19 protein-coding genes are annotated in these 19,387 nt (G+C 55.9%); 13 read left to right on the top strand and 6 right to left on the bottom strand.

All coding sequences use genetic code 11. The features are described 5' to 3' along the window. The first annotated feature begins 53 nt into the window (after positions 1-53). The 7 genes from LOZ86_RS16170 to hpxK all read left to right on the top strand — a co-directional run bounded on the left by LOZ86_RS16170 (position 54) and on the right by hpxK (position 6,923). On the top strand, positions 54-893 hold the full coding sequence (locus LOZ86_RS16170; RefSeq protein WP_039486985.1) for a MurR/RpiR family transcriptional regulator: 840 nt from the start codon (positions 54-56) through the stop codon (positions 891-893). 592 nt (positions 894-1,485) lie between these two features. Continuing rightward, positions 1,486-2,271, top strand: a complete 786-nt coding sequence (locus tag LOZ86_RS16165) for a transporter substrate-binding domain-containing protein (RefSeq protein ID WP_480285509.1) — start codon at positions 1,486-1,488, stop codon at positions 2,269-2,271. A gap of 12 nt (positions 2,272-2,283) precedes the next feature. Next, the gene (locus tag LOZ86_RS16160; RefSeq protein WP_039486979.1) at positions 2,284-2,949 is read left to right on the top strand and encodes an amino acid ABC transporter permease; all 666 of its coding nucleotides are present in this window, start codon (positions 2,284-2,286) and stop codon (positions 2,947-2,949) included. Next, positions 2,949-3,602 carry an amino acid ABC transporter permease gene (locus tag LOZ86_RS16155; protein ID WP_029368898.1) on the top strand — a complete coding sequence of 218 codons (654 nt, stop codon included), beginning with the start codon at positions 2,949-2,951 and terminating at the stop codon, positions 3,600-3,602. The genes LOZ86_RS16160 and LOZ86_RS16155 overlap by 1 nt, the downstream gene beginning before the upstream one ends. Then, positions 3,583-4,326 carry an amino acid ABC transporter ATP-binding protein gene (locus LOZ86_RS16150; protein WP_014916424.1) on the top strand — a complete coding sequence of 248 codons (744 nt, stop codon included), beginning with the start codon at positions 3,583-3,585 and terminating at the stop codon, positions 4,324-4,326. Before LOZ86_RS16155 ends, LOZ86_RS16150 begins: the two co-directional genes overlap by 20 nt. Positions 4,327-4,419: 93 nt before the next feature. After that, positions 4,420-5,664 carry a pyridoxal-phosphate-dependent aminotransferase family protein gene (locus LOZ86_RS16145; RefSeq protein ID WP_039486977.1) on the top strand — a complete coding sequence of 415 codons (1,245 nt, stop codon included), beginning with the start codon at positions 4,420-4,422 and terminating at the stop codon, positions 5,662-5,664. Further along, positions 5,661-6,923, top strand: coding sequence for an allantoate amidohydrolase (gene hpxK, locus LOZ86_RS16140; RefSeq protein WP_039486976.1), 1,263 nt, complete (start codon positions 5,661-5,663; stop codon positions 6,921-6,923). The genes LOZ86_RS16145 and hpxK overlap by 4 nt, the downstream gene beginning before the upstream one ends. Before the next feature lie 30 nt (positions 6,924-6,953). On the opposite strand, the gene LOZ86_RS16135 is transcribed toward hpxK, so the two are convergent. Then, positions 6,954-7,721: an amidohydrolase gene (locus tag LOZ86_RS16135; protein WP_039486974.1), complete on the bottom strand. Its 768-nt coding sequence runs from the start codon at positions 7,719-7,721 to the stop codon at positions 6,954-6,956. After that, on the bottom strand, positions 7,709-8,866 hold the full coding sequence (locus tag LOZ86_RS16130; protein WP_039486972.1) for a pyridoxal phosphate-dependent aminotransferase: 1,158 nt from the start codon (positions 8,864-8,866) through the stop codon (positions 7,709-7,711). Before LOZ86_RS16130 ends, LOZ86_RS16135 begins: the two co-directional genes overlap by 13 nt. A gap of 188 nt (positions 8,867-9,054) precedes the next feature. Between LOZ86_RS16130 and LOZ86_RS16125 the strand changes: the two genes are divergently transcribed. The 3 genes from LOZ86_RS16125 to LOZ86_RS16115 are packed head-to-tail and all read left to right on the top strand — an operon-like array spanning position 9,055 to position 10,900. Next, positions 9,055-9,672 (top strand): methylthioribulose 1-phosphate dehydratase, encoded by a 618-nt coding sequence (locus LOZ86_RS16125; protein WP_039486970.1) that lies wholly within the window; start codon positions 9,055-9,057, stop codon positions 9,670-9,672. Further along, positions 9,669-10,358 (top strand): acireductone synthase, encoded by a 690-nt coding sequence (mtnC, locus tag LOZ86_RS16120; protein ID WP_039486968.1) that lies wholly within the window; start codon positions 9,669-9,671, stop codon positions 10,356-10,358. Before LOZ86_RS16125 ends, mtnC begins: the two co-directional genes overlap by 4 nt. Next, entirely contained in the window at positions 10,355-10,900 is a 546-nt protein-coding gene (locus LOZ86_RS16115; protein WP_039486965.1) for a 1,2-dihydroxy-3-keto-5-methylthiopentene dioxygenase, read from the top strand. The genes mtnC and LOZ86_RS16115 overlap by 4 nt, the downstream gene beginning before the upstream one ends. Positions 10,901-11,260: 360 nt before the next feature. Here LOZ86_RS16115 and mtnA read toward each other — a convergent pair whose 3' ends face one another. Continuing rightward, the gene (mtnA, locus tag LOZ86_RS16110) at positions 11,261-12,295 is read right to left on the bottom strand and encodes an S-methyl-5-thioribose-1-phosphate isomerase (protein ID WP_039486963.1); all 1,035 of its coding nucleotides are present in this window, start codon (positions 12,293-12,295) and stop codon (positions 11,261-11,263) included. 135 nt (positions 12,296-12,430) lie between these two features. Between mtnA and mtnK the strand changes: the two genes are divergently transcribed. Beyond that, a complete protein-coding gene (mtnK, locus tag LOZ86_RS16105) occupies positions 12,431-13,633 on the top strand; it encodes an S-methyl-5-thioribose kinase (protein WP_039486962.1) in 1,203 nt (400 codons plus the stop codon). A gap of 65 nt (positions 13,634-13,698) precedes the next feature. Here mtnK and yajD read toward each other — a convergent pair whose 3' ends face one another. Next, a complete protein-coding gene (yajD, locus tag LOZ86_RS16100) occupies positions 13,699-14,049 on the bottom strand; it encodes an HNH nuclease YajD (RefSeq protein WP_010282592.1) in 351 nt (116 codons plus the stop codon). A gap of 254 nt (positions 14,050-14,303) precedes the next feature. Further along, positions 14,304-16,751 (bottom strand): acyl-CoA dehydrogenase FadE, encoded by a 2,448-nt coding sequence (fadE, locus tag LOZ86_RS16095; RefSeq protein ID WP_039486960.1) that lies wholly within the window; start codon positions 16,749-16,751, stop codon positions 14,304-14,306. Positions 16,752-17,100: 349 nt separating this feature from the next. Here fadE and lpcA point away from each other — a divergent pair, with 349 nt between their 5' ends. Further along, positions 17,101-17,682 (top strand): D-sedoheptulose 7-phosphate isomerase, encoded by a 582-nt coding sequence (gene lpcA / locus LOZ86_RS16090; protein WP_005975726.1) that lies wholly within the window; start codon positions 17,101-17,103, stop codon positions 17,680-17,682. 156 nt (positions 17,683-17,838) lie between these two features. Next, positions 17,839-18,606, top strand: coding sequence for a class II glutamine amidotransferase (locus LOZ86_RS16085; protein WP_039361094.1), 768 nt, complete (start codon positions 17,839-17,841; stop codon positions 18,604-18,606). Here LOZ86_RS16085 and dpaA read toward each other — a convergent pair. Further along, a complete protein-coding gene (dpaA, locus tag LOZ86_RS16080; RefSeq protein ID WP_039486958.1) occupies positions 18,577-19,311 on the bottom strand; it encodes a peptidoglycan meso-diaminopimelic acid protein amidase in 735 nt (244 codons plus the stop codon). The two genes, LOZ86_RS16085 and dpaA, sit on opposite strands and share 30 nt — an antisense overlap. Between the last annotated feature and the right edge of the window lie 76 nt (positions 19,312-19,387).

Genomic DNA, 19,387 nt, shown 5'->3' with positions numbered 1-19,387 from the left:
TATGTTCTGCGACATGAAACAAACGTTACAGCAAGCGCAACGGATGAGAGACGATGATGCAAATAGATGAACGATTACGGGATCGCTACAGTGAGCTTTCACCGCAGGAGCAGCGTGTCGCGGATTTCATCTTCGATCACTTTGACGATTTAATTAGCTACAACAGCGCCGAACTGGCGCGGCTGAGCGGCGTCTCCAAAGCGACCGTCAGCCGGTTGTTCAAACGGCTGGGCTACCCCAGCTACCGTGACATGCGCGATGAACTCAGAACGCTGCGCCAAAGTGGGATGCCGCTGGCAGATAACCGAGATGCTGTGCAGGGGAACACGCTGCTGGCGCGGCATTACAAGCAGGAAATGGCGAACCTGACGCAGTGGATAAACCAGATTGACCCCGTGCAGTTTGGCGCGGTGATTCAGGCGCTGATGCAGGCGCAGCGCCTGTGTCTGATTGGGTTGCGCAATAGCTATCCGGTGGCGCTGCACCTGCGCCAACAGTTACTTCAGATCCGCCAACAGGTGACGCTGCTGACACAGCCGGGGCAGACGCTATCCGAAGAGCTGGTGGATCTTACTGCGCAGGATGTCGTGATTGTAGTGGCTTTTCGCCGCCGTCCGCGCCTGATTCAGCCGCTATTGGCGCAGCTGCAAAAGCGCGGCGTGCCTGTGCTGCTGCTGTGCGAACCACAGGTGAGTACGCTAATGTCGCTGGCAACCTGGTCGCTGTGCGTCCCACTGGACAGTGTCTCGGCGTTTGACAGCTATTCCTCTGCCATGAGTCTGGTGAACGTGATCAGCAACGCGCTACTGCATGAAATGCTGCGTGACGGACGCCAACGCATCCACCAGATCGTGGATCTTTATGGTGAACTGGATGAGCTAGAGCAACGCTAATGGGGCGTTGGGATGGTGCTGGTGCACTTTTTCGGTGCATTTTAATTGATTGCCATATAGCCAGAAAGCTCGTTTCGGGCGTGATAGCACTGGATTATTTTTGTGACACAGCGCCACGCCCGACATAGGGCAGCTCAAACGCCGCTTGCCCTATGAACCCAGGCTTTTTGCGAGGAATTACGCCGCTTCGCGGTACCTTCGGTGTTCATGCCCGTAACACGGACCGTCAGCGACGCGTTCCCGACGCGGCGCTGACTTTCGCGGCGTCCATGCCGCTCATCCGGCGGTCATGCTCACCTCAGCGTAATTCTTGACGCGAATAAAACATAAAAACCACAAGGTTAACTTCTGAGTATCACGCACGAAATTTTTCACTGATATTACATATCCATAGCGCTATCCCATATTTTAGAAAAACTCTCTGACTCCTCATGTTGTTTCTTCATAACCAACAGCACAAAAAGCGCAAAGGTAATCTGGCACACTCCTTGCTTAATATCTGCAACGATGGTTTCAATTTTTGTTTTTAAAGAATCTTTCGTTTCAATTATACTAACCGGGGGCAGAGACGATGTTGATCAATAAACTGGGCATCAAAAAAGGGTTACTGGCGGTGATGGGCGCGGCAATGTTACTGGTTCAGGCCGGTAGCGCGATGGCCGATCAATTGCAGGATATCGAGAAGCGCGGTGTGCTGCGTGTCGCCGTCCCGCAGGATTTCCCGCCGTTTGGATCGGTGGGAACGGATCTGCAACCGCAAGGATATGACATCGATATCGCTCGCTATCTGGCGAAAGAGCTGAAACTAAAGTTGCAGCTGGTTCCGGTAACCAGTGCTAACCGCGTGCCGTATCTGCAAACCAACAAAGTTGACCTGGTGATCTCCAGTCTGGGCAAAAACGCCGAACGTGAAAAAGTGATCGATTTCAGCCGCGCCTACGCGCCGTTTTTCCTCGGCGTGTTTGGGCCGAAAGACAGCACGCTGACATCGTCTGAAGCGCTGGAAGGCAAGAGCATCGGCGTTACGCGCGGTGCGGTAGAAGACATGGTGCTGACGGATATCGCGCCGAAGGCCGCACAGATTCGACGCTACGAAGATAACAACACCACGCTGTCGGCGTACCTGTCCGGGCAGGTGGAATATGTTGCAACGGGTAACCTGGTTGTCGCGGCTATCGCCGAGCAGAACCCGACGAAAGCGCCAGTCGCGAAGTTTATGCTGAAAGATTCGCCGTGCTACATCGGGCTGAAAAAAGATGAGCCTGCGCTGAAAGCGAAAGTCGATGCGTTGATCGAGCAGGCGCTGAAAGACAATACGCTCAATACCCTGTCGGAAAAATGGCTGAAAGCGCCGCTGCCGGCCAGCATCAAGGCTTAACGGGAGCACGCCATGACCTATCAGCTTAATTTTTCCGCGCTGTTTCCGTTCTGGCCTGAGCTGCTGGAGGGGTTGTGGGTCACCATTGAACTGACGGTCATGGCAACCCTCGGCGGCATTGCTATCGGCATCTTCGGTGCGGCCTTGCGCAGCGGCAAGCCCACCCTGCTGAGTCGGCTCTGGGGTATCTACGTCGAGCTGATCCGCAATACGCCGTTTGTGGTTCAGCTGTTCTTCATCGTTTTCGGCTTGCCGAGCCTGGGCTTGAAGCTCACAGCGGGAGAGGCCGCGCTGTTGGCGATGTTGATCAATCTGGGGGCATACAGCACCGAGATTATTCGCGCGGGGATTCAGGTGACGCCGAAAGGCCAGTGGGAAGCCGCCCGCGTGCTGGGGCTGACGTGGATGCAAACTTTCCTGCGTGTGATTCTGCCGCCCGCGCTCCAGCGGATTTATCCGGCGCTGGTTAGCCAGTGCATCATCGTCATGCTGGGATCGTCGGTGGTGTCGCAGGTGTCTTACGAGGAACTGACCTTTGCTGCCAACCTGATTCAGTCCCGTACGTTTTTGAGCTTTGAAGTGTATCTGGCAACCACGCTGTGTTACCTGATGCTGTCTGTTCTGATGCGACAACTCTTACTGCTAGCGGGTCGGCGCTTTCTGGGGAATCAGTCATGATGACATTTACCGACTGGGATATTGTGCGCAACCTGCTGCTGGCGGCACGTTGGACGCTACTGCTGTCGCTGACGGCTTTCATCGGCGGCGCGATAGTGACCTTTCCACTGATGCTGCTGCGGCTGACTAAACGCAAATGGCCGACGCGCCTTGTTCATTTGTATTCCGAGCTGTTTCAGGGCACGCCGCTGCTGATGCAGCTGTTTCTCGCCTTTTTCGGGCTGGCGCTGTTCGGCATTGATGTGAGCCCGTGGACGGCGGCGGCACTGGCGCTGACGCTCTTTACCAGCGCCTTTTTGGTGGATATCTGGTGCGGCAGCGTGGAAGCCTTGCCTAAAGGGCAGTGGGAAGCGTCGCGCTGCCTCGGACTGGATTTCGGCCAGACGCTCTATCGGGTGATTGCGCCGCAGGCGATGCGTATCGCCATCGCGCCTACCGTGGGGTTCTCCGTGCAGGTGATTAAAGGCACCGCGCTGGCGTCGATTATCGGGTTTATCGAACTTACCAAGGCGGGAACCATGTTGAATAACGTGACCTATCAGCCGTTTAAAGTGTTCGGATTGGTGGCGCTGGGCTACTTCCTGATGTGCTATCCGCTCTCTTACTACAGCCGCTATCTGGAGAAGAAATTCAATGCCGCTCATCACCATTAATCAGGTTCAAAAATATTACGGCCAGAACCACGTCCTGAAAGGTGTGGATCTGGATATCGAAATGGGTGAGGTCATTTCGATCATCGGGCGCAGCGGCTCCGGTAAGAGCACGCTTTTGCGTTGTATGAACGGCCTGGAAGGCTATCAGGATGGCAGCATCAAGCTGGGCGGAATGACGGTGACCGACAGGGATTCGCAGGCGAGAGAAATCAGCCGTTCGGTCGGGATGGTGTTCCAGAACTTCAATCTGTTTCCGCACATGACGGCGCTGGAAAACGTGATGTTGGCACCGCGCCGCGTGCTGGGTAAAAGCGCGGCGGAGTGCCGTGAGCTGGGCGAGCGGGTGTTGAAAAAGGTGGGGCTGGGTGAGCGCCTTCACTACTATCCTGCCAACCTGTCGGGCGGCCAGCAGCAGCGCGTCGCGATTGCCCGTGCGCTGGCGATGAACCCGAAAGTTTTGTTGTGCGATGAAATTACCTCGGCGCTCGATCCTGAATTAGTCGGCGAAGTGCTGAAAGTGCTGGAACAGCTGGCCGCAGAAGGCATGACGCTGATTCTGGTGACGCATGAAATGAATTTTGCCCGTGAAGTGGGCGACCGCGTGGTGTTTATGCATCAGGGCACGGTCTGGGAGCAGGGCGACAGCAAAACGCTGTTCGCTAACCCGCAGACCCGCGAACTGAAACAGTTCATCGCCTCGGTCCGAGGACTATCGGAAGCGTAAGGCTTCTCTCTTTTGAGCTAATCACGCACGAAAATGTGCATGAAATCATTCGATTAGCAGACCAGTAACGTAAAGAATCTGGAGCAGATAACCATGAACAGCGAACTGTACGCGCAAATTAATCCCCCTCATCGCCTGTTGATGGGGCCGGGGCCGATCAATGCCGATCCGCGCGTATTACGGGCAATGGCTAGCCAGCTGGTGGGTCAGTATGACCCCGCGATGACCAACTATATGAATCAGGTCATGGAGCTCTATCGTCAGCTTTTCCGCACGGAAAACCGCTGGACGATGCTGGTAGACGGCACCTCGCGTGCGGGCATTGAAGCGATTCTGCTGTCGGCGATCCGCCCCGGCGATAAGGTGCTGGTACCCGTGTTTGGTCGTTTTGGTCATCTGCTGTGCGAGATTGCCCGCCGCTGTCGTGCTGACGTTCATACCATTGAAGTGCCGTGGGGCGAGGTGTTCTCGCCGGATCAAATCGAAGATGCAATCAAAACGGTACGCCCGCGTTTACTGCTGACGGTGCAGGGCGATACGTCGACCACCATGCTGCAACCGTTAGAGGAACTGGGCGAGATTTGCCGCCGTCACGGCGTACTGTTCTATACCGATGCTACGGCCTCTTTTGGCGGCAACCCGCTGGAAACGGATAAATGGGGACTGGATGCGGTTTCCGCTGGATTGCAGAAGTGTCTGGGCGGGCCGTCTGGCAGCTCACCGATCACGCTCAGCCCGCAGATGGAAGCGGTGATCCGTCGTCGCAAATGTATTGAGCAGGGGATCCGAACGGACGCCCATCAGGATGGCGACGACGAGATGATCTATTCCAACTATTTCGATCTGGGCATGGTGATGGATTATTGGGGGCCAGAGCGCCTGAACCACCATACCGAGGCGACGAGCATGCTGTTCGCCGCACGCGAGTGTGCCCGAACGATCCTCGAGGAAGGGCTGGATCGCAGCATTGCCCGTCATGCGCTGCATGGTAGTGCGCTGGTGGCGGGGATTCAGGGAATGGGGCTGGATACCTTTGGCTCACTAACCCACAAAATGAATAACGTACTGGGCGTGGTGATTCCTGACGGCGTCCACGGCGAGCAGGTGCGTAAGCTGCTGCTGGAAGATTTCGCCATTGAGATCGGCACGTCGTTTGGCCCGCTTCAGGGCAAGATCTGGCGTATCGGGACGATGGGCTACAACGCGCGTAAAGACTGCGTGATGCAAACGCTGACGGCGCTGGAGGCGGTGCTGAATCGTCTTGGTTTCCGCACCGTGCAGGGCGAGGCTTTGCAGGCCGCCTGGAATTACTACGCGGCAGATGAGGGACGTGCATGAGTGAAATGTTGATGTTGCCTGCTGCCGCACAGGCCGCCGCTGAGCAGATTATGTCGCGCTGCGATGTGCTGGCTGAAATCAGCGAAACGCCCGGCCAACTGACCCGTGTTTATCTGTCGCTGGAGCACCTGCGTGCCAATGCGCAGGTGGGAGAATGGATGCGCGAAGCGGGCATGAACGTTTGGCAGGATAGCGTGGGTAACATTTGTGGCCGCTATGAAGGATTAACACCGGATGCGCCAGCGCTGTTGCTGGGTTCGCATTTGGATACGGTGCGCAATGCCGGACGATATGACGGCATGCTGGGCGTATTGACGGCGATTGAAGTGGTACGCGCATTCCATCAGCAGGGGATGCGTTTGCCTGTGGCGCTGGAAATCATCGGCTTCGGTGATGAGGAAGGCACGCGGTTTGGCATTACGCTGCTGGGCAGTCGGGGGATAACGGGTACCTGGCCGGAGAACTGGCTGGAGTGTCAGGATGCCGAAGGCACCAGTGTGGCGCAGGCGTTGACCATTGCGGGACTGGATCCGCTTGAGGTGGCACTGGCGGCACGTCCGGTCAGCGATATCACCGCCTATCTGGAATTGCACATCGAACAAGGGCCATGTCTGGAGCAGCAGGATCTGGCGTTGGGCGTGGTCACCGCCATCAACGGGGCACGGCGACTCAACTGCACGTTCCTCGGGCTGGCGGGGCATGCGGGCACGGTGCCGATGACGCAGCGGCAGGATGCGCTGGCAGCAGCGGCCGACTGGATGGCGCAGGCCGAGCGGATCACACGGGAAAGCGATCCGCATCTGGTCGCCACGTTTGGCACATTGCAGTGCTTACCGGGTGCGGCGAACGTCATTCCCGGTGAGGTGAAGATGACGCTGGATATTCGAGGGCCGGAAGATGCGCCGCTGGATGCGCTGCTACAAAAACTACTGACGCTAGGGCAGGCTATCGCGCACCAGCGCGGCTGCCAGTTCAGCGCCGAAGAGTATTATCGTATTGCAGCAACCCGCTGCGATCCCGCGTTGCAGTCGGTATTAAACGACGCGGTGACGCAGGTGCAGGGGAAAACGCTGATGCTGCCAAGCGGTGCGGGGCACGATGCGATTGCGATTGCCGAATGCTGGCCGGTAGCAATGCTGTTTGTCCGCTGCCGCGGCGGCATCAGCCACCATCCTGACGAGTCCGTTACCACGGCAGATGTGGCGCTGGCGCTACAGGCGTTCTATCAGGCGGTGTTCTACCACGCCTCTGCACAGTAATGACAGCGACATCTATTACAGCTACAGCCATTACAGCGTAAAGCGGTCGGCATCGCGCCAGGCGGGGAAGGTTTCCCGGTAGCTTTGCAGCGCTTCCAGCGACAGCTCGGCGTCCAGACGGGCAGGCTGGTTGGGAGCGGCAGAGGCCAGAATGTCCCCTTGCGCATTAATAATCAGGCTATCGCCACGGTAGCTGTGGCCGTTGCCGTCGGTACCGACGCGGTTACAGCCCGCAACGTAGGCCTGATTCTCAATGGCACGCGCCGCCAGCAGCGTCTGCCAGTGTGCGGCTCGTGGCGCTGGCCAGTTGGCGACATACAGCGCCAGATCGTAATCCTGTCGATTGCGTGACCAGACAGGGAAACGCAGGTCGTAGCAGATCATCGGGCAGATGCGCCAGCCGCGCCACTCAAGGGTGACGCGCTCCGTGCCTGCCTGATAGTGGTGGTGTTCGTCCGCCATGCGGAACAGGTGGCGCTTATCATAGTGATGCACCTCGCCGTGCGGATCGACCAGCAGGAACCTATTCACCGCGCCTTTCGGTGTATTTACCGCGACGCTGCCGCCGATCAGCGCATTCGTCTTCTGCGCCCACTGGTGCAGCCACGCCTCTACAACCGACTGATCCAGACTGCCTTTGGCGGCTTCCATCGCAAAGCCGGTGGTGAACATCTCCGGCAGGACAATCACATCACGCCCGCTCATCTCCGCTAATAAGGTATCGAAGTGGCGCAGGTTAGCTTCGCCATCGCGCCAGACCAATGGCTGTTGCAGCAATGAAATCTTTAAAGTCGACATAAACGCTCCGCAGCGGCATCCAACGTTGCTTCCTGTTTAGCAAAGCATAGTCGAATCAACGTATGTGGGAACGGATCGGCGCAAAAGACGGACAGCGGAATCGCCGCGACGCCAACGTGTTCGGTCAGCCAGCGGCAGAAGCTGACATCGTCCAGATCGGAAATCGCCCGATAGTCCGCCAGCAGGAAGTAGGTGCCTTCGCAGGGCAGAATGTCAAAACGGCTGTCTGCCAGCGCCTTGATGAAACGATCGCGGCGTGCGCGGTAAAAATCGGGCAGTTCGCGCCAGTGTTGCGGCTGTTCACGCAGCATGTCGGCAATGGCGAACTGCGCGGGCGTGTTCACGGAGAACGTCAGGTACTGGTGAACCTTACGCACTTCCGCACTCAAGGCTGCTGGTGCGACGCAGTAGCCGACTTTCCAGCCGGTCATGTGGAAGGTTTTGCCAAACGATGAGACGGCAATCGCGCGTTGGCGCAGCGACGGATGGGCCAGCACGCTGGCGTGTCCTTCACTGTCGAAACAGATGTGCTCGTAGACTTCATCGCTCAGCACAAAGATGTTACGTGCGGCAATCGCCTGCCACAGCTGCTCGAAATCCGCCTTCTGCCAGACGGTGGCGGACGGATTGTGCGGCGTATTCAGGATGACCAAACGAGTGCGGTCGTTCAGCAGGTCAGCAAAATGCGACCAGTCCACGCGAAACGCAGGCGGCTGCAAGGCGATGCGCTTGAGTACGCCACCCGCCAGTGTGACGGCGGGCGCATAGCTGTCATAGCTGGGATCGAAACAAATCACTTCGTCGGCGGGACGCACCAGCGCTGCAATGGCGGCAAACAGGGCTTCGGTCGCCCCCGCCGTGACGGTCACTTCGCTGTCGGCATCCGGCCGCCAGCCGTACAGTTCTTCTGTTTTTTCGGCAATCGCCTGACGCAGCGGCGCGACGCCGGTCATTGGCGCATATTGGTTAGCGCCCTGACTGACGTGATACGCCAGCCGCTGTTGTAAATAGTCCGGGCCGTCAAAATCAGGGAAACCTTGTGATAGATTGATGGCCTGATGCTGTTGGGCCAGCGCACTCATCTGGGTAAAAATGGTGGTGCCCAGCGAAGGCAGTTTACTGTCGGGGATCAGAGCGGCGCTCATAGCGGGGTGGAACTCCTGCAAGCCTGTATTGCTTGGTAATATAACATGCTGTTAGTATTTGGCAATCAAGACGCTTGGACGTTTAAACGGCTAAATGCTTTTATGTGCTAAGACATAACGAAAGCGTCTAAATCGCCAAAAAGCATCCAGAAAAGTTGCCAGAAAATGAACCAAAAACGGGAAGCCTCATGACTGAAAATCAACAATTGACGGCGCTGCTTGCGGCCTGCCACTGGATAGGTGAAAAGGGCTGGTGTCCGGCGACGGGCGGCAATATGTCCGTACGCCTTGATGAAGCGCAGTGTCTGATTACCGAATCGGGTAAAGATAAAGGCAGCTTTCAGGCAGAGGATTTCCTGCTGGTGGAGATTGCCACTAACCATGTGCCGAGCGGTCGCACGCCGTCGGCGGAAACGGGGCTGCATACGCTGCTGTATCGCCGCGAGCCGGCTATTGGCGCGGTGCTGCACACGCACTCGGTGAACGCGACGGTGCTGTCTCGGGTAGAGAAGGGCGCTGAACTGGTGCTGCACGGCTACGAAATGCAAAAGTCGCTGGCGGGGCAAACCACCCATTTGGATCGCGTGGCGATCCCGATTTTCGATAACGATCAGGATATTCCGGCGCTGGCGCAGCGGGTAACCGAGTACGCCAGCCACACGCCGCTTCGCTATGGCTTTCTGGTGCGCGGCCACGGCCTTTACTGCTGGGGGGCGACGGTGAAAGAAGCACGTCGTCATCTGGAAGGGCTAGAGTTCCTGTTCCAATGCGAATTGCAACGGCGACTGCTGGAGGCGAAAGCATGATTAACGCGATTGTGACGGATATTGAAGGTACCACCAGCGATATTCGTTTTGTTCACAGCGTGCTGTTTCCTTATGCCCGCGAGCGTCTGGCCGACACCGTTCGGCAGAACGGTAGCGATCCTGAGATCGCGCAGGCGCTGGACGCGCTGCGTCAGGAGCTAGGTCAGCCCGATGCGGATAGCGAGACGCTGATTACCGCGCTGAACCAGTTTATGGATGAAGATCGTAAATCCACCGCGCTGAAGCAGCTGCAAGGCATTATCTGGCGTGCGGGCTACCGTAACGGCGATTTTCAGGGGCATCTGTATCCTGAAGTGGCTGCGCAGCTCGCCGTATGGCAGCAGCAGGGCCTGCGTCTGTATGTGTACTCGTCAGGGTCGGTGGAAGCGCAGCAGTTGCTGTTCGGCTATAGCAACGCCGGCGATCTGCGCCCGCTGTTCAGCGACTATTTTGATACCCGCGTCGGAGCGAAGCGCGAGACCGATTCTTATCGCACGATTGCGCAAGCCATCGGGCTGCCTGCTGAGCAACTGTTATTCCTGTCGGATATTCGTCAGGAGCTGGATGCCGCGCAGGAAGCCGGTTGGCACACCTGTCAGCTTATTCGTGATGATGCGGATAGCGTAAGCCGTCACCGTCAGGTGGCACGTTTTGACCAGATCGACTTACCGGAGTACGCCCAATGAGTGGATTAACCATTTTTAGCGACAGCGATGCGAGCCAGCCGATTTGGCAAAGTCAGGATGCCGAGGCGATTCAGAAACAGCTGAACGAGATCGGCGTACGTTTTGAACGCTGGGAAGCCAGCCAGAAACTGAGCGACGCGCCGTCGTCTGAAGAAGTGCTATCGGCCTATCAGCATGAAATCGACAAACTGGTGGCAGAAAAAGGCTATCAGAGCTGGGACGTCATCAGCATGCGTTCCGATAATCCGCAGCGTGCGGAGTTGCGCACCAAATTTTTATCCGAGCATGTGCATCACGAAGACGAAGTGCGCTTTTTCGTGGAAGGCGCAGGACTGTTCTGCCTACACCTGAACGGCAAGATTTACCAGATCTTATGTGAGAAGAACGATCTGCTGTCAGTACCCGCGGGCACGGCGCACTGGTTTGATATGGGACTGGAACCGCACTTCACCGCCATCCGCTTGTTCGATAACCCAGAAGGCTGGATCGCGCATTTTACCGGCGACAAGATCGCGGATGCGTATCCGAAATTGGAGCGCTAGCGCACCGCTAATCATTTAAGATGAAAGGGAATTTTTATCGGTCAGATGCTTGTAAGCATCTGACCGATTTTTTATAGGCGTAAAAAATTGTGCTGAGGTGGGCATGAGGGCTGGGTGAGCCGCATGGATGCGGCGAGAGCCAGTGCCGCGTCGGGAACGCGTCACTGGCGGCCCCCAAGCAATCATGAACGCCGAAGGCACCGCGTAGCGGCACAATTCACGCCAAAAGCCAGTGGTCAAGGAGCTGCGGCAATTGAGCGCTCCTTGTCGGGCGTGTGATGAAATTACAGAAGAATAGAGCAATTAACACGCCCGAAATATTCACGCTATCGGGCATAGAAAAATGGCGTTTTCTACCATTCAATTGCTTTTCAATGCTGTCTGAAATATCCCTTCTTTCACGTCCTGTGGCCTGACCACGCCAGTGTCGAGTACCCAGCCGCTGATTAATTCGGCGGGAGTGACGTCAAACGCTGGGTTGTAGACCGCGGCGTTCTGCGGTGCCCATTGGCAGTGGCCGAAGCTGCCGGAAACGCCGGTGACTTCGGTGGCGGCGCGCTGTTCGATAGGGATGGCTTGACCGTCCGAGCATGCGGGATCGTGCGTGGTGTGCGGTGCGGCGACGTAAAATGGAATCTGGTGATAGTGCGCCAGTACCGCGAGGCTGTAGGTGCCGATCTTATTGGCGACGTCGCCGTTGGCGGCAATGCGGTCAGCGCCGACCCAAATCGCATCGACCTGACCCTGCGCCATCAGGCTAGCGGCCATCGAATCACAGATGAGCTGATAAGGAATGCCTAGCTCACCCAGTTCCCAGGCCGTGAGGCGTCCGCCCTGCAATAGCGGGCGCGTTTCATCGACCCACACTTGCGCGACTTTTCCCTGCTGATGTGTGCGCAGCAGCACGCCGATGGCGGTGCCGATGCCTGCCGTTGCCAGCCCGCCGGTGTTGCAGTGGGTCAGCAAGCGGCTGTTTGGCTTCACCAGCGCTGCGCCATGATCGGCAATGCGTTCACACAGCGCGCGATCTTCTTCTACCAGACGCAGGGCTTCCTGCACCAGCGCCTCGACAAACTGCGGCTGTGCCAGCGCCAGCTTCATGCGATCCAGATTATTCATCAGGTTCACAGCGGTAGGGCGCGATGCCCGCAACGTCTCCAGCGCCTGCGCCAGTTTGGCCTGCGATAGTCCCCTCTCGGCTAGCAGCGCGAGTAGCAGGCTGGCGGACAGGCCAATCAGTGGTGCGCCGCGTACTCGCAGCGTCTGGATATGCTCAACCAGTGACGCAACATCTGGGCAAGGGCTCCAGCGTTTTTCTTGCGGTAGCGCCTGCTGGTCGAGGATCCACAGTTGGTTATCAACGATTTTCAGGCTGGTTGTGTTAAGTGTCTGCATAGGTCGTTAAATCCATGTTGCATCGATATTCTTATTCTGCCAAGATGCCTGATAGATGTATAGACGTCCGAACGTTTTTATGTCCGTATTTTTAATTCCAGAATAAGTTTGATTTCAGAATAGCGAGGGGTTGGAATGTCACTTTACCGCACTTTTACGGCGGATGACGCTGTTGAATATGCCCGCCAGTACGGCGGTGTCAGTCAGCCGCAAACGCTGGTAGCCGCAGAAGAGATCGGCGATGGCAATCTGAATCTGGTGTTTAAAATTAAAGATGAAGCGGGCGTTAGTCGAGTGATCGTCAAACAGGCGCTGCCTTATGTGCGCTGCGTCGGGGAATCCTGGCCGCTGACGCTGGACCGAGCCCGTATTGAGGCCGAAACGTTGCTGACGCACGCGCGGTTTTGTCCGCAGCATACCGTGACCGTACTCTATCACGATCCTGAACTGGCGGTGATGGTGCAGGAAGATCTCTCTGATCATCGCATCTGGCGCAGCGAGTTGGTTAACGGTGCGGATTATCCTCAGGCGGCGGCACAGTTGGGAGAATATCTGGCGCAGACGTTATTCCACACTTCTGATTTTCATCAGCATCCGCATGAGAAGAAAGCGGCGGTAAGCCAGTTCACCAACCCCGAGCTGTGTCAGATTACCGAAGATCTCTTCTTTACCGACCCCTATATCGATCATGAAAGAAACCAGTTTGACGCCGCGCTGACGCCGGATGTGCAGGCATTACGTGACGATCGGGCGTTGAAGCTGGCGGTTGCCGGACTGAAGCACGGTTTCCTGAGCAAAGCTGAGGCGCTGCTGCACGGCGATATCCACAGTGGATCGATCTTTGTGGCAGAAGGGCGCTTAAAAGCGATTGATGCTGAATTTGGTTTCTACGGGCCAATTGGCTTTGATGTCGGCACGGCAATCGGCAATCTGCTGCTGAATTATTGCGGCCTGCCAGGGCTGCTGGCACCGCGCGAGGCGGCGGCGGGGCGTGAACGACGCCTGGAAGATATCCGTACGCTGTGGCAGACCTTTTCCGCCCGTTTTCTGGCATTGAGCGAAAATGAAAGCCGCGATCCTGCGCTGGCGGAATCAGGCTATGCCGTGCTGTTTTTACAGCAGGTTTGGCGGGATGTCGTTGGTTACTGCGGCACCGAACTGATTCGCCGCACGATTGGGCTGGCGCACGTCGCCGATCTGGACGGCATTCAGGAGACGGAAGCGCGTTTAGCGTGCCAGCGTCATGCTATTTCGCTGGGCAGAACGTTAGTGCTGGCGGCTCCGCATATTGCGGATGTGGATGCGCTGCTGGCGCGTGTACGACAGAGCGGTGCTTAGTCGTCGTTAGCCACGCTATTTTATAACCGCTCCCCTCATAGAATCTGATGGGAGCGGCAAACCGATTATTTCTTCCCTTTATTCATCATGGCCTGCAAATTCGCGAAAGGATTATGGGTAGCAACCCCGACATCCTTCTGCGCATCTTCACCTGCAACGACGGTCGAACCGTACATATCTGCATCGGTATATTTCGAATGCTCATGGTCGTGGCAGTAGAGGCACAGCATTTCCCAGTTACTGCCATCTTCCGGGTTATTGCTGTGATCGTGGTCGATGTGGTGAACGGTTAATTCACGCAGGTTGGAATAGACGAATTCGCGTGAACAGCGACCACATACCCACGGGAAAAGTTTGAGCGCTTTTTCGCGGTAGCCGCTTTCAAGTCTGGCGTAGTTCTTGGGGATGTAAGCCATGTGTCGGGTTTCATTCAGAAGGAAAGATGGCGTAGATTTTACAACTGATGTGCCTTTAAAGAAAAGAATAGGAAGAGCGTTAACGAACCTATTTATCGAACGGGAACGGTGGTAACGGAATAGAAGAGTAAAGCGTTTGCGCCAGGGATGGCGCAAGCCGAGCGCACAGGGACGTGTTTACAGCGTCTTTACGATCTATCCGTTACTACCGCTCAATGGTAGGAGTAGGCCGGTATAACCCAGCCTGATTCTATTTATGCTGCTTCGGTTTTTCTTTCCGGTTGCGCTACGGGCGCGGGCTTGTTGGCGGCCAGTGCATCGAACGCAAAGTCATCCACGTTGATTGAACGTAAGCGGCTGGCTTCGGCTTTGGTCAGAATATCCGCTTCTTCTGCGGTAATTTGACCTTCCACCAGCGCCTGTTCTGCCAACTGATCCAATCGCATGAACGGCAGCGCTTTGTCGCTGGCCTTCGACAGGCGTTGGTAAATCGGCTCGGCGGCGATGATATCCAACAGCGCCTCTTCCAGCAGCCCGACAGGGTTGTGCTCGCTGGCAACCAGATATTGACCGCGTCCCAGACGGCTGCGCGTTTCTGACGGCGTTTGCAGAATCTTCGCGACCTCATGATCGAGGCGGTCAGACGGCGCAGCACAGCGCAGACCCAGCGGGAAGATGATAAAGGTCAGCAGTCCTGCGACGGCACGGTTCGGGAAGTTACGCAGCAGATCGTCCAGCGCCTGCTCGGCCTGATGCAGGCTGTCCTGCACGCCCCAGTGCACCAGCGGTAAATCTGCTTTCTGACGTCCTTCGTCCTCATAGCGTTTCAGCGTCGCGGAAGCTAAATAGAGCTGGCTGAGAATATCCCCGAGACGCGCGGAGATACGCTCACGACGTTTCAAGCTGCCGCCCAATACCGCCATCGACACATCCGCCAGCAGTGCCAGATTCGCGCTGAGTCGGTTGAGTTGCTGATAGTAGCGACGCGTTTTGTCATTCACTGGCGCACGGCTCAGACGGCCGTTGGTCAACCCAAGCCAGAAGCTGCGCACTGTGTTGCTGCCGACGTGACCGATGTGACCCACCAGCGAACGGTCAAAGCGTGATACGTCGTTCTCCTGCGCGGCTGCCATCTCTTCCAGCACATAGGGGTGACAGCGGATGGCGCCTTGCCCGAAGATGATCATGCTGCGCGTCAGGATATTCGCCCCTTCCACGGTGATCGCAATCGGTGCGCCCTGATAGCTGCGTGCCAGGAAGTTGGACGGGCCAAGACAGATGCCTTTACCACCAGCGATATCCATCGCATCCAGCACGCTGCGCTGACCGCGGTGGGTACAGTGATATTTGACGATAGCGGAGAGCACCGCCGGTTTTTCACCCTGCATGATGCCGCTGGTAATCAGCGTTGCGGCGGCGTCCATCACGTAAGCGTTACCCGCGATGCGTGCCAGCGGTTCTTCGATACCTTCCATCTTACCGATGGAGATTTTGAACTGGCGGCGAATGTGGGCGTAAGCGCCGATGCCGAGGGCAATCGACTTCAGCCCGCCAGTAGAGTTGGACGGCAGCGTAATACCGCGTCCGACCGACAGACACTCCATCAGCATACGCCAGCCTTGACCTGCCATTTTCGCGCCACCGATGATGTAATCCAGCGGAACAAAAATGTTCTCACCCTGCGTCGGGCCGTTCTGGAACGGCACGTTCAGTGGGAAATGGCGGCGGCCGATTTTAACGCCGTCGGTGTCCGTCGGAATCAACGCACAGGTAATGCCTACGTCGTCTTGATCGCCTAACAGATGGTCGGGATCATACAGCTTAAAGGCCAGCCCCAGCACGGTAGCGACGGGGGCGAGAGTGATATAGCGTTTATTCCAGGTCAGGCGCATGCCCACGACCTGTTCGCCATGCCAGTTGCCGTAGCAGACAATGCCGGTATCGGGAATCGAACCTGCATCCGAACCCGCTTCCGGGCTGGTCAGCGCAAAGCAGGGGACTTCCTGACCGCGTGCCAGACGTGGCAAGTAGTGATCTTTTTGCGCTTCTGTCCCGTAGTGTTGCAGTAGTTCGCCGGGGCCGAGTGAGTTAGGCACGCCGACGGTGATCGCCACAATGCTGGAGACGCCCGCCAGTTTTTGCAGCACCTGCGCCTGGGCATAGGCAGAGAATTCCAGCCCGCCGTACTGCTTCTTGATGATCATGGCGAAGAAGCGATGTTCTTTTAAATATTCCCACAGTTCTGGCGGGATATCGGCGCGTTCGTGGGTGATTTCAAAGTCGTTTGCCATTCGGCAGGCTTCAGCAACTGGCCCGTCGATAAACGCCTGCTCTTCGGCGGTCAACTGCGGACGCGGGTAGTTATGCAGCTTTTTCCAGTCCGGCGCGCCGCGAAACAGGTCGCCTTCCCACCAGGTTGTCCCGGCATCAATCGCTTCTTTTTCCGTATTCGACATTGGCGGCATCACTTTCTGGAACATGCGCAGCGCGGAAGCGGAAACCAGCTTTTGACGCAGAGAGGGAACCGTAATCGGAATCAGCAGAATCACGAGCGGAATCATCAGCCAGACGGGCCACAGCAACATGGCGGACATGGCTGCGAAGTAGGCCAGCAGGATGGCGCTGCCAAGCAGCAGGCTGAGCCGATGATAAAACATCGCGCCGATGATAATCAGTAGGAGGAGGATACTGACAGCAACCATAACGTGTCTCCAGCATTGTGATCGAATTGAGGGTTTTCAGCTTTCCACCGAGCGTTGTGTGGCAGTAGAAAGCGAGAACCGTGTTATCAGTGAAATAAGGCGTAGTAGGTCAATATCATAAGAGGTCTGACCTGTTGCTTATATTCGTTGTAGTTTATCTGATTATTTTTATCAATTCGTTTACATCATAATTACAACTCACTTCACAAACCGAGCGGCAGTCGTGTGTTTTCTGACGGGCATCAGCGATCCTCTCAATCCCGTGATTACGCGCTTCTCGCTGTTGGCACGATCCGCTACACTGCTGAACAGAAAAGAATGTTGTCACCAGACAAAATGAGAGGATTCCATGTATCAGGATTTAATCCGTAGTGAACTGAAAGAAGCGGCAGAAACACTGAATAATTTCTTGAGTGATGATGCGAACATTCAGTCGATTCAAAATGCTGCGGTGCTGCTGGCTAACGCGTTTAAAGCGGGCGGTAAAGTGATCTCCTGCGGTAACGGTGGTTCACACTGTGATGCCATGCACTTTGCCGAAGAGTTGACGGGTCGCTACCGCGAGAACCGTCCGGGCTATCCGGCCATTGCGATTTCTGATCCGAGCCACCTGTCCTGCGTCAGCAACGATTTTGGCTATGACTTTGTCTTCTCTCGCTATGTTGAATCGCTGGGGCGTGAAGGCGATGTGCTGCTGGGGATTTCCACTTCGGGTAACTCCGGCAACATTATTAAAGCCATTGCGGCGGCAAAAGCGAAAGGCATGAAAGTCATTACGCTGACCGGAAAAGACGGCGGTAAAATGGCAGGTTCGGCCGATGTGGAAATTCGTGTGCCGCACTTCGGTTATGCCGACCGTATTCAGGAAATCCATATCAAAGCGATTCACATCCTGATTCAGCTGATTGAAAAAGAGATGGCGGATCAGTAAGCCGCTTAATAATAGACTCTAAATAGTTCGAGTTTCAGGAAGGCGGCAAGGGAAGGAATCCCGATGAGCTTACTCAGGTAAGTGATTCGGGTGAGTGAGCGTAGCCAACGCACATGTAACTTGAAATATGACGAGAAGGGAAGGGTAGAAAGTCAGATGTGTGAACTGCTGGGGATGAGCGCGAATGTACCGACGGATATCTGCTTTAGCTTTACCGGGCTGATACAGCGCGGTGGGAAAACCGGACCGCATCGGGATGGCTGGGGCATTACCTTTTATGAAGGGAACGGCTGTCGTACGTTCAAAGATCCGCTGCCAAGCTATAACTCGCCGATTGCGCGATTGGTACAGGATTACCCTATCAAATCGTGTGCAGTGGTTTCACACATCCGGCAGGCCAATCGCGGCGCGGTGTCGCTGGAAAATACCCATCCCTTTACGCGTGAGCTGTGGGGGCGGAACTGGACGTACGCCCACAACGGGCAACTGAAAGGCTACAACACCCTGAAAACGGGCATGTTTCGCCCTGTTGGCCAGACGGACAGCGAATTTGCTTTCTGCTGGCTGCTGTCCCAATTGGCTGAGCGCTACCCGCGCACGCCGGGTAACTGGCCAGCGGTATTCCGCTATATCGCTAAACAGGCAGATGTCTTGCGGGAGAAAGGCGTGTTTAACATGCTGCTGTCGGACGGGCGCTTTGTGATGGGATATTGCTCAACCAAACTCTACTGGATCACTCGCCGCGCGCCGTTTGGTAAAGCGACGCTGTTGGATCAGGATGTAGAGATTGATTTTCAGCAGCAGACGACACCCAATGATGTCGTCACCGTGCTGGCGACGCAGCCGCTAACGGGTAACGAAACCTGGCATCAGATTATGCCAGGTGAATTCGTTCTATTTTGTTTCGGCGAGCGCATACTTTAAGGTCGGCTGGCTAGTCATCAACGGTGGGTTAACGACGTATTGCCCGTTAAACACCGTGACGGCCGGTGGCTTATTGTGCTGATTAAAATAGGTGTACCCCGGCTGAAGCTGTTTCCAGAAGCTGGCGTAGGTGGAATTACGGTGGCGCTGCATGTTCTGTTCCGTCATACGGAACGGGTAGATGGCGATATCAATCTTCGCCTGCCCGTTGCGTAATGCGGCTTCGGCATAGCGATAAATCTCATCCATATAGGTGTTGGTCATGGCATAGCAGCCAACCGACACACACTCACCGTGGATCATCAAATAGCGACCAGAATATCCCTGTGATTTATCATAATCGTTGGGGAAGCCGATATTGATCGCGCGATAATATTGGCTGTCTGGCTTGAGCTGACGCAGGTCAACCTGATAGAAACCTTCCGGGCTTTTTAAATCGCCTTCAACGCGTTTTGGTCCTAATCCGCCCGAATATTTACAGATGGGGTATTGTTCCAATAAACGATATTCGTTACCGACTTTCGCATAAAGTTCGAATATCCGCTCTTCTTTAAAGATCTGAATATAGATCGGAGAGCCTAATAATTGCTGTTTTAATTCTTTTGCTATCGGCGCTAGCGGCGGTGCGGTCTCGCTGGCGGCGCTGGTAACAACAAGAGAAGGCAAAAAAAACAACATCGCAAACGACAGCGCGATTTTTTGCATTATGGTTCCTGATAATAAAATTGTCTGCTATACCCGTTATACTTCAAGTTGCATGTGCGTTGGCTACGTTCACTCA

The organism is Pectobacterium parvum, assembly GCF_020971565.1.
GTDB lineage: Bacteria > Pseudomonadota > Gammaproteobacteria > Enterobacterales > Enterobacteriaceae > Pectobacterium > Pectobacterium polare.
Note: the sequence above shows the minus strand (reverse complement) of the source record. Positions and strands in the feature narration are given on the sequence as shown.

Excerpts from the sequence above, each read along its gene's own strand:
- LOZ86_RS16170 (WP_039486985.1), top strand. The coding sequence starts at position 54 with ATGATGCAAATAGATGAACGATTACGGGATCGCTACAGTGAGCTTTCA.
- LOZ86_RS16160 (WP_039486979.1), top strand. The coding sequence starts at position 2,284 with ATGACCTATCAGCTTAATTTTTCCGCGCTGTTTCCGTTCTGGCCTGAG.
- LOZ86_RS16155 (WP_029368898.1), top strand. The coding sequence starts at position 2,949 with ATGACATTTACCGACTGGGATATTGTGCGCAACCTGCTGCTGGCGGCA.
- LOZ86_RS16150 (WP_014916424.1), top strand. The coding sequence starts at position 3,583 with ATGCCGCTCATCACCATTAATCAGGTTCAAAAATATTACGGCCAGAAC.
- LOZ86_RS16145 (WP_039486977.1), top strand. The coding sequence starts at position 4,420 with ATGAACAGCGAACTGTACGCGCAAATTAATCCCCCTCATCGCCTGTTG.
- hpxK (WP_039486976.1), top strand. The coding sequence starts at position 5,661 with ATGAGTGAAATGTTGATGTTGCCTGCTGCCGCACAGGCCGCCGCTGAG.
- LOZ86_RS16135 (WP_039486974.1), bottom strand. The coding sequence starts at position 7,721 with ATGTCGACTTTAAAGATTTCATTGCTGCAACAGCCATTGGTCTGGCGC.
- LOZ86_RS16130 (WP_039486972.1), bottom strand. The coding sequence starts at position 8,866 with ATGAGCGCCGCTCTGATCCCCGACAGTAAACTGCCTTCGCTGGGCACC.
- LOZ86_RS16125 (WP_039486970.1), top strand. The coding sequence starts at position 9,055 with ATGACTGAAAATCAACAATTGACGGCGCTGCTTGCGGCCTGCCACTGG.
- mtnC (WP_039486968.1), top strand. The coding sequence starts at position 9,669 with ATGATTAACGCGATTGTGACGGATATTGAAGGTACCACCAGCGATATT.
- LOZ86_RS16115 (WP_039486965.1), top strand. The coding sequence starts at position 10,355 with ATGAGTGGATTAACCATTTTTAGCGACAGCGATGCGAGCCAGCCGATT.
- mtnA (WP_039486963.1), bottom strand. The coding sequence starts at position 12,295 with ATGCAGACACTTAACACAACCAGCCTGAAAATCGTTGATAACCAACTG.
- mtnK (WP_039486962.1), top strand. The coding sequence starts at position 12,431 with ATGTCACTTTACCGCACTTTTACGGCGGATGACGCTGTTGAATATGCC.
- yajD (WP_010282592.1), bottom strand. The coding sequence starts at position 14,049 with ATGGCTTACATCCCCAAGAACTACGCCAGACTTGAAAGCGGCTACCGC.
- fadE (WP_039486960.1), bottom strand. The coding sequence starts at position 16,751 with ATGGTTGCTGTCAGTATCCTCCTCCTACTGATTATCATCGGCGCGATG.
- lpcA (WP_005975726.1), top strand. The coding sequence starts at position 17,101 with ATGTATCAGGATTTAATCCGTAGTGAACTGAAAGAAGCGGCAGAAACA.
- LOZ86_RS16085 (WP_039361094.1), top strand. The coding sequence starts at position 17,839 with ATGTGTGAACTGCTGGGGATGAGCGCGAATGTACCGACGGATATCTGC.
- dpaA (WP_039486958.1), bottom strand. The coding sequence starts at position 19,311 with ATGCAAAAAATCGCGCTGTCGTTTGCGATGTTGTTTTTTTTGCCTTCT.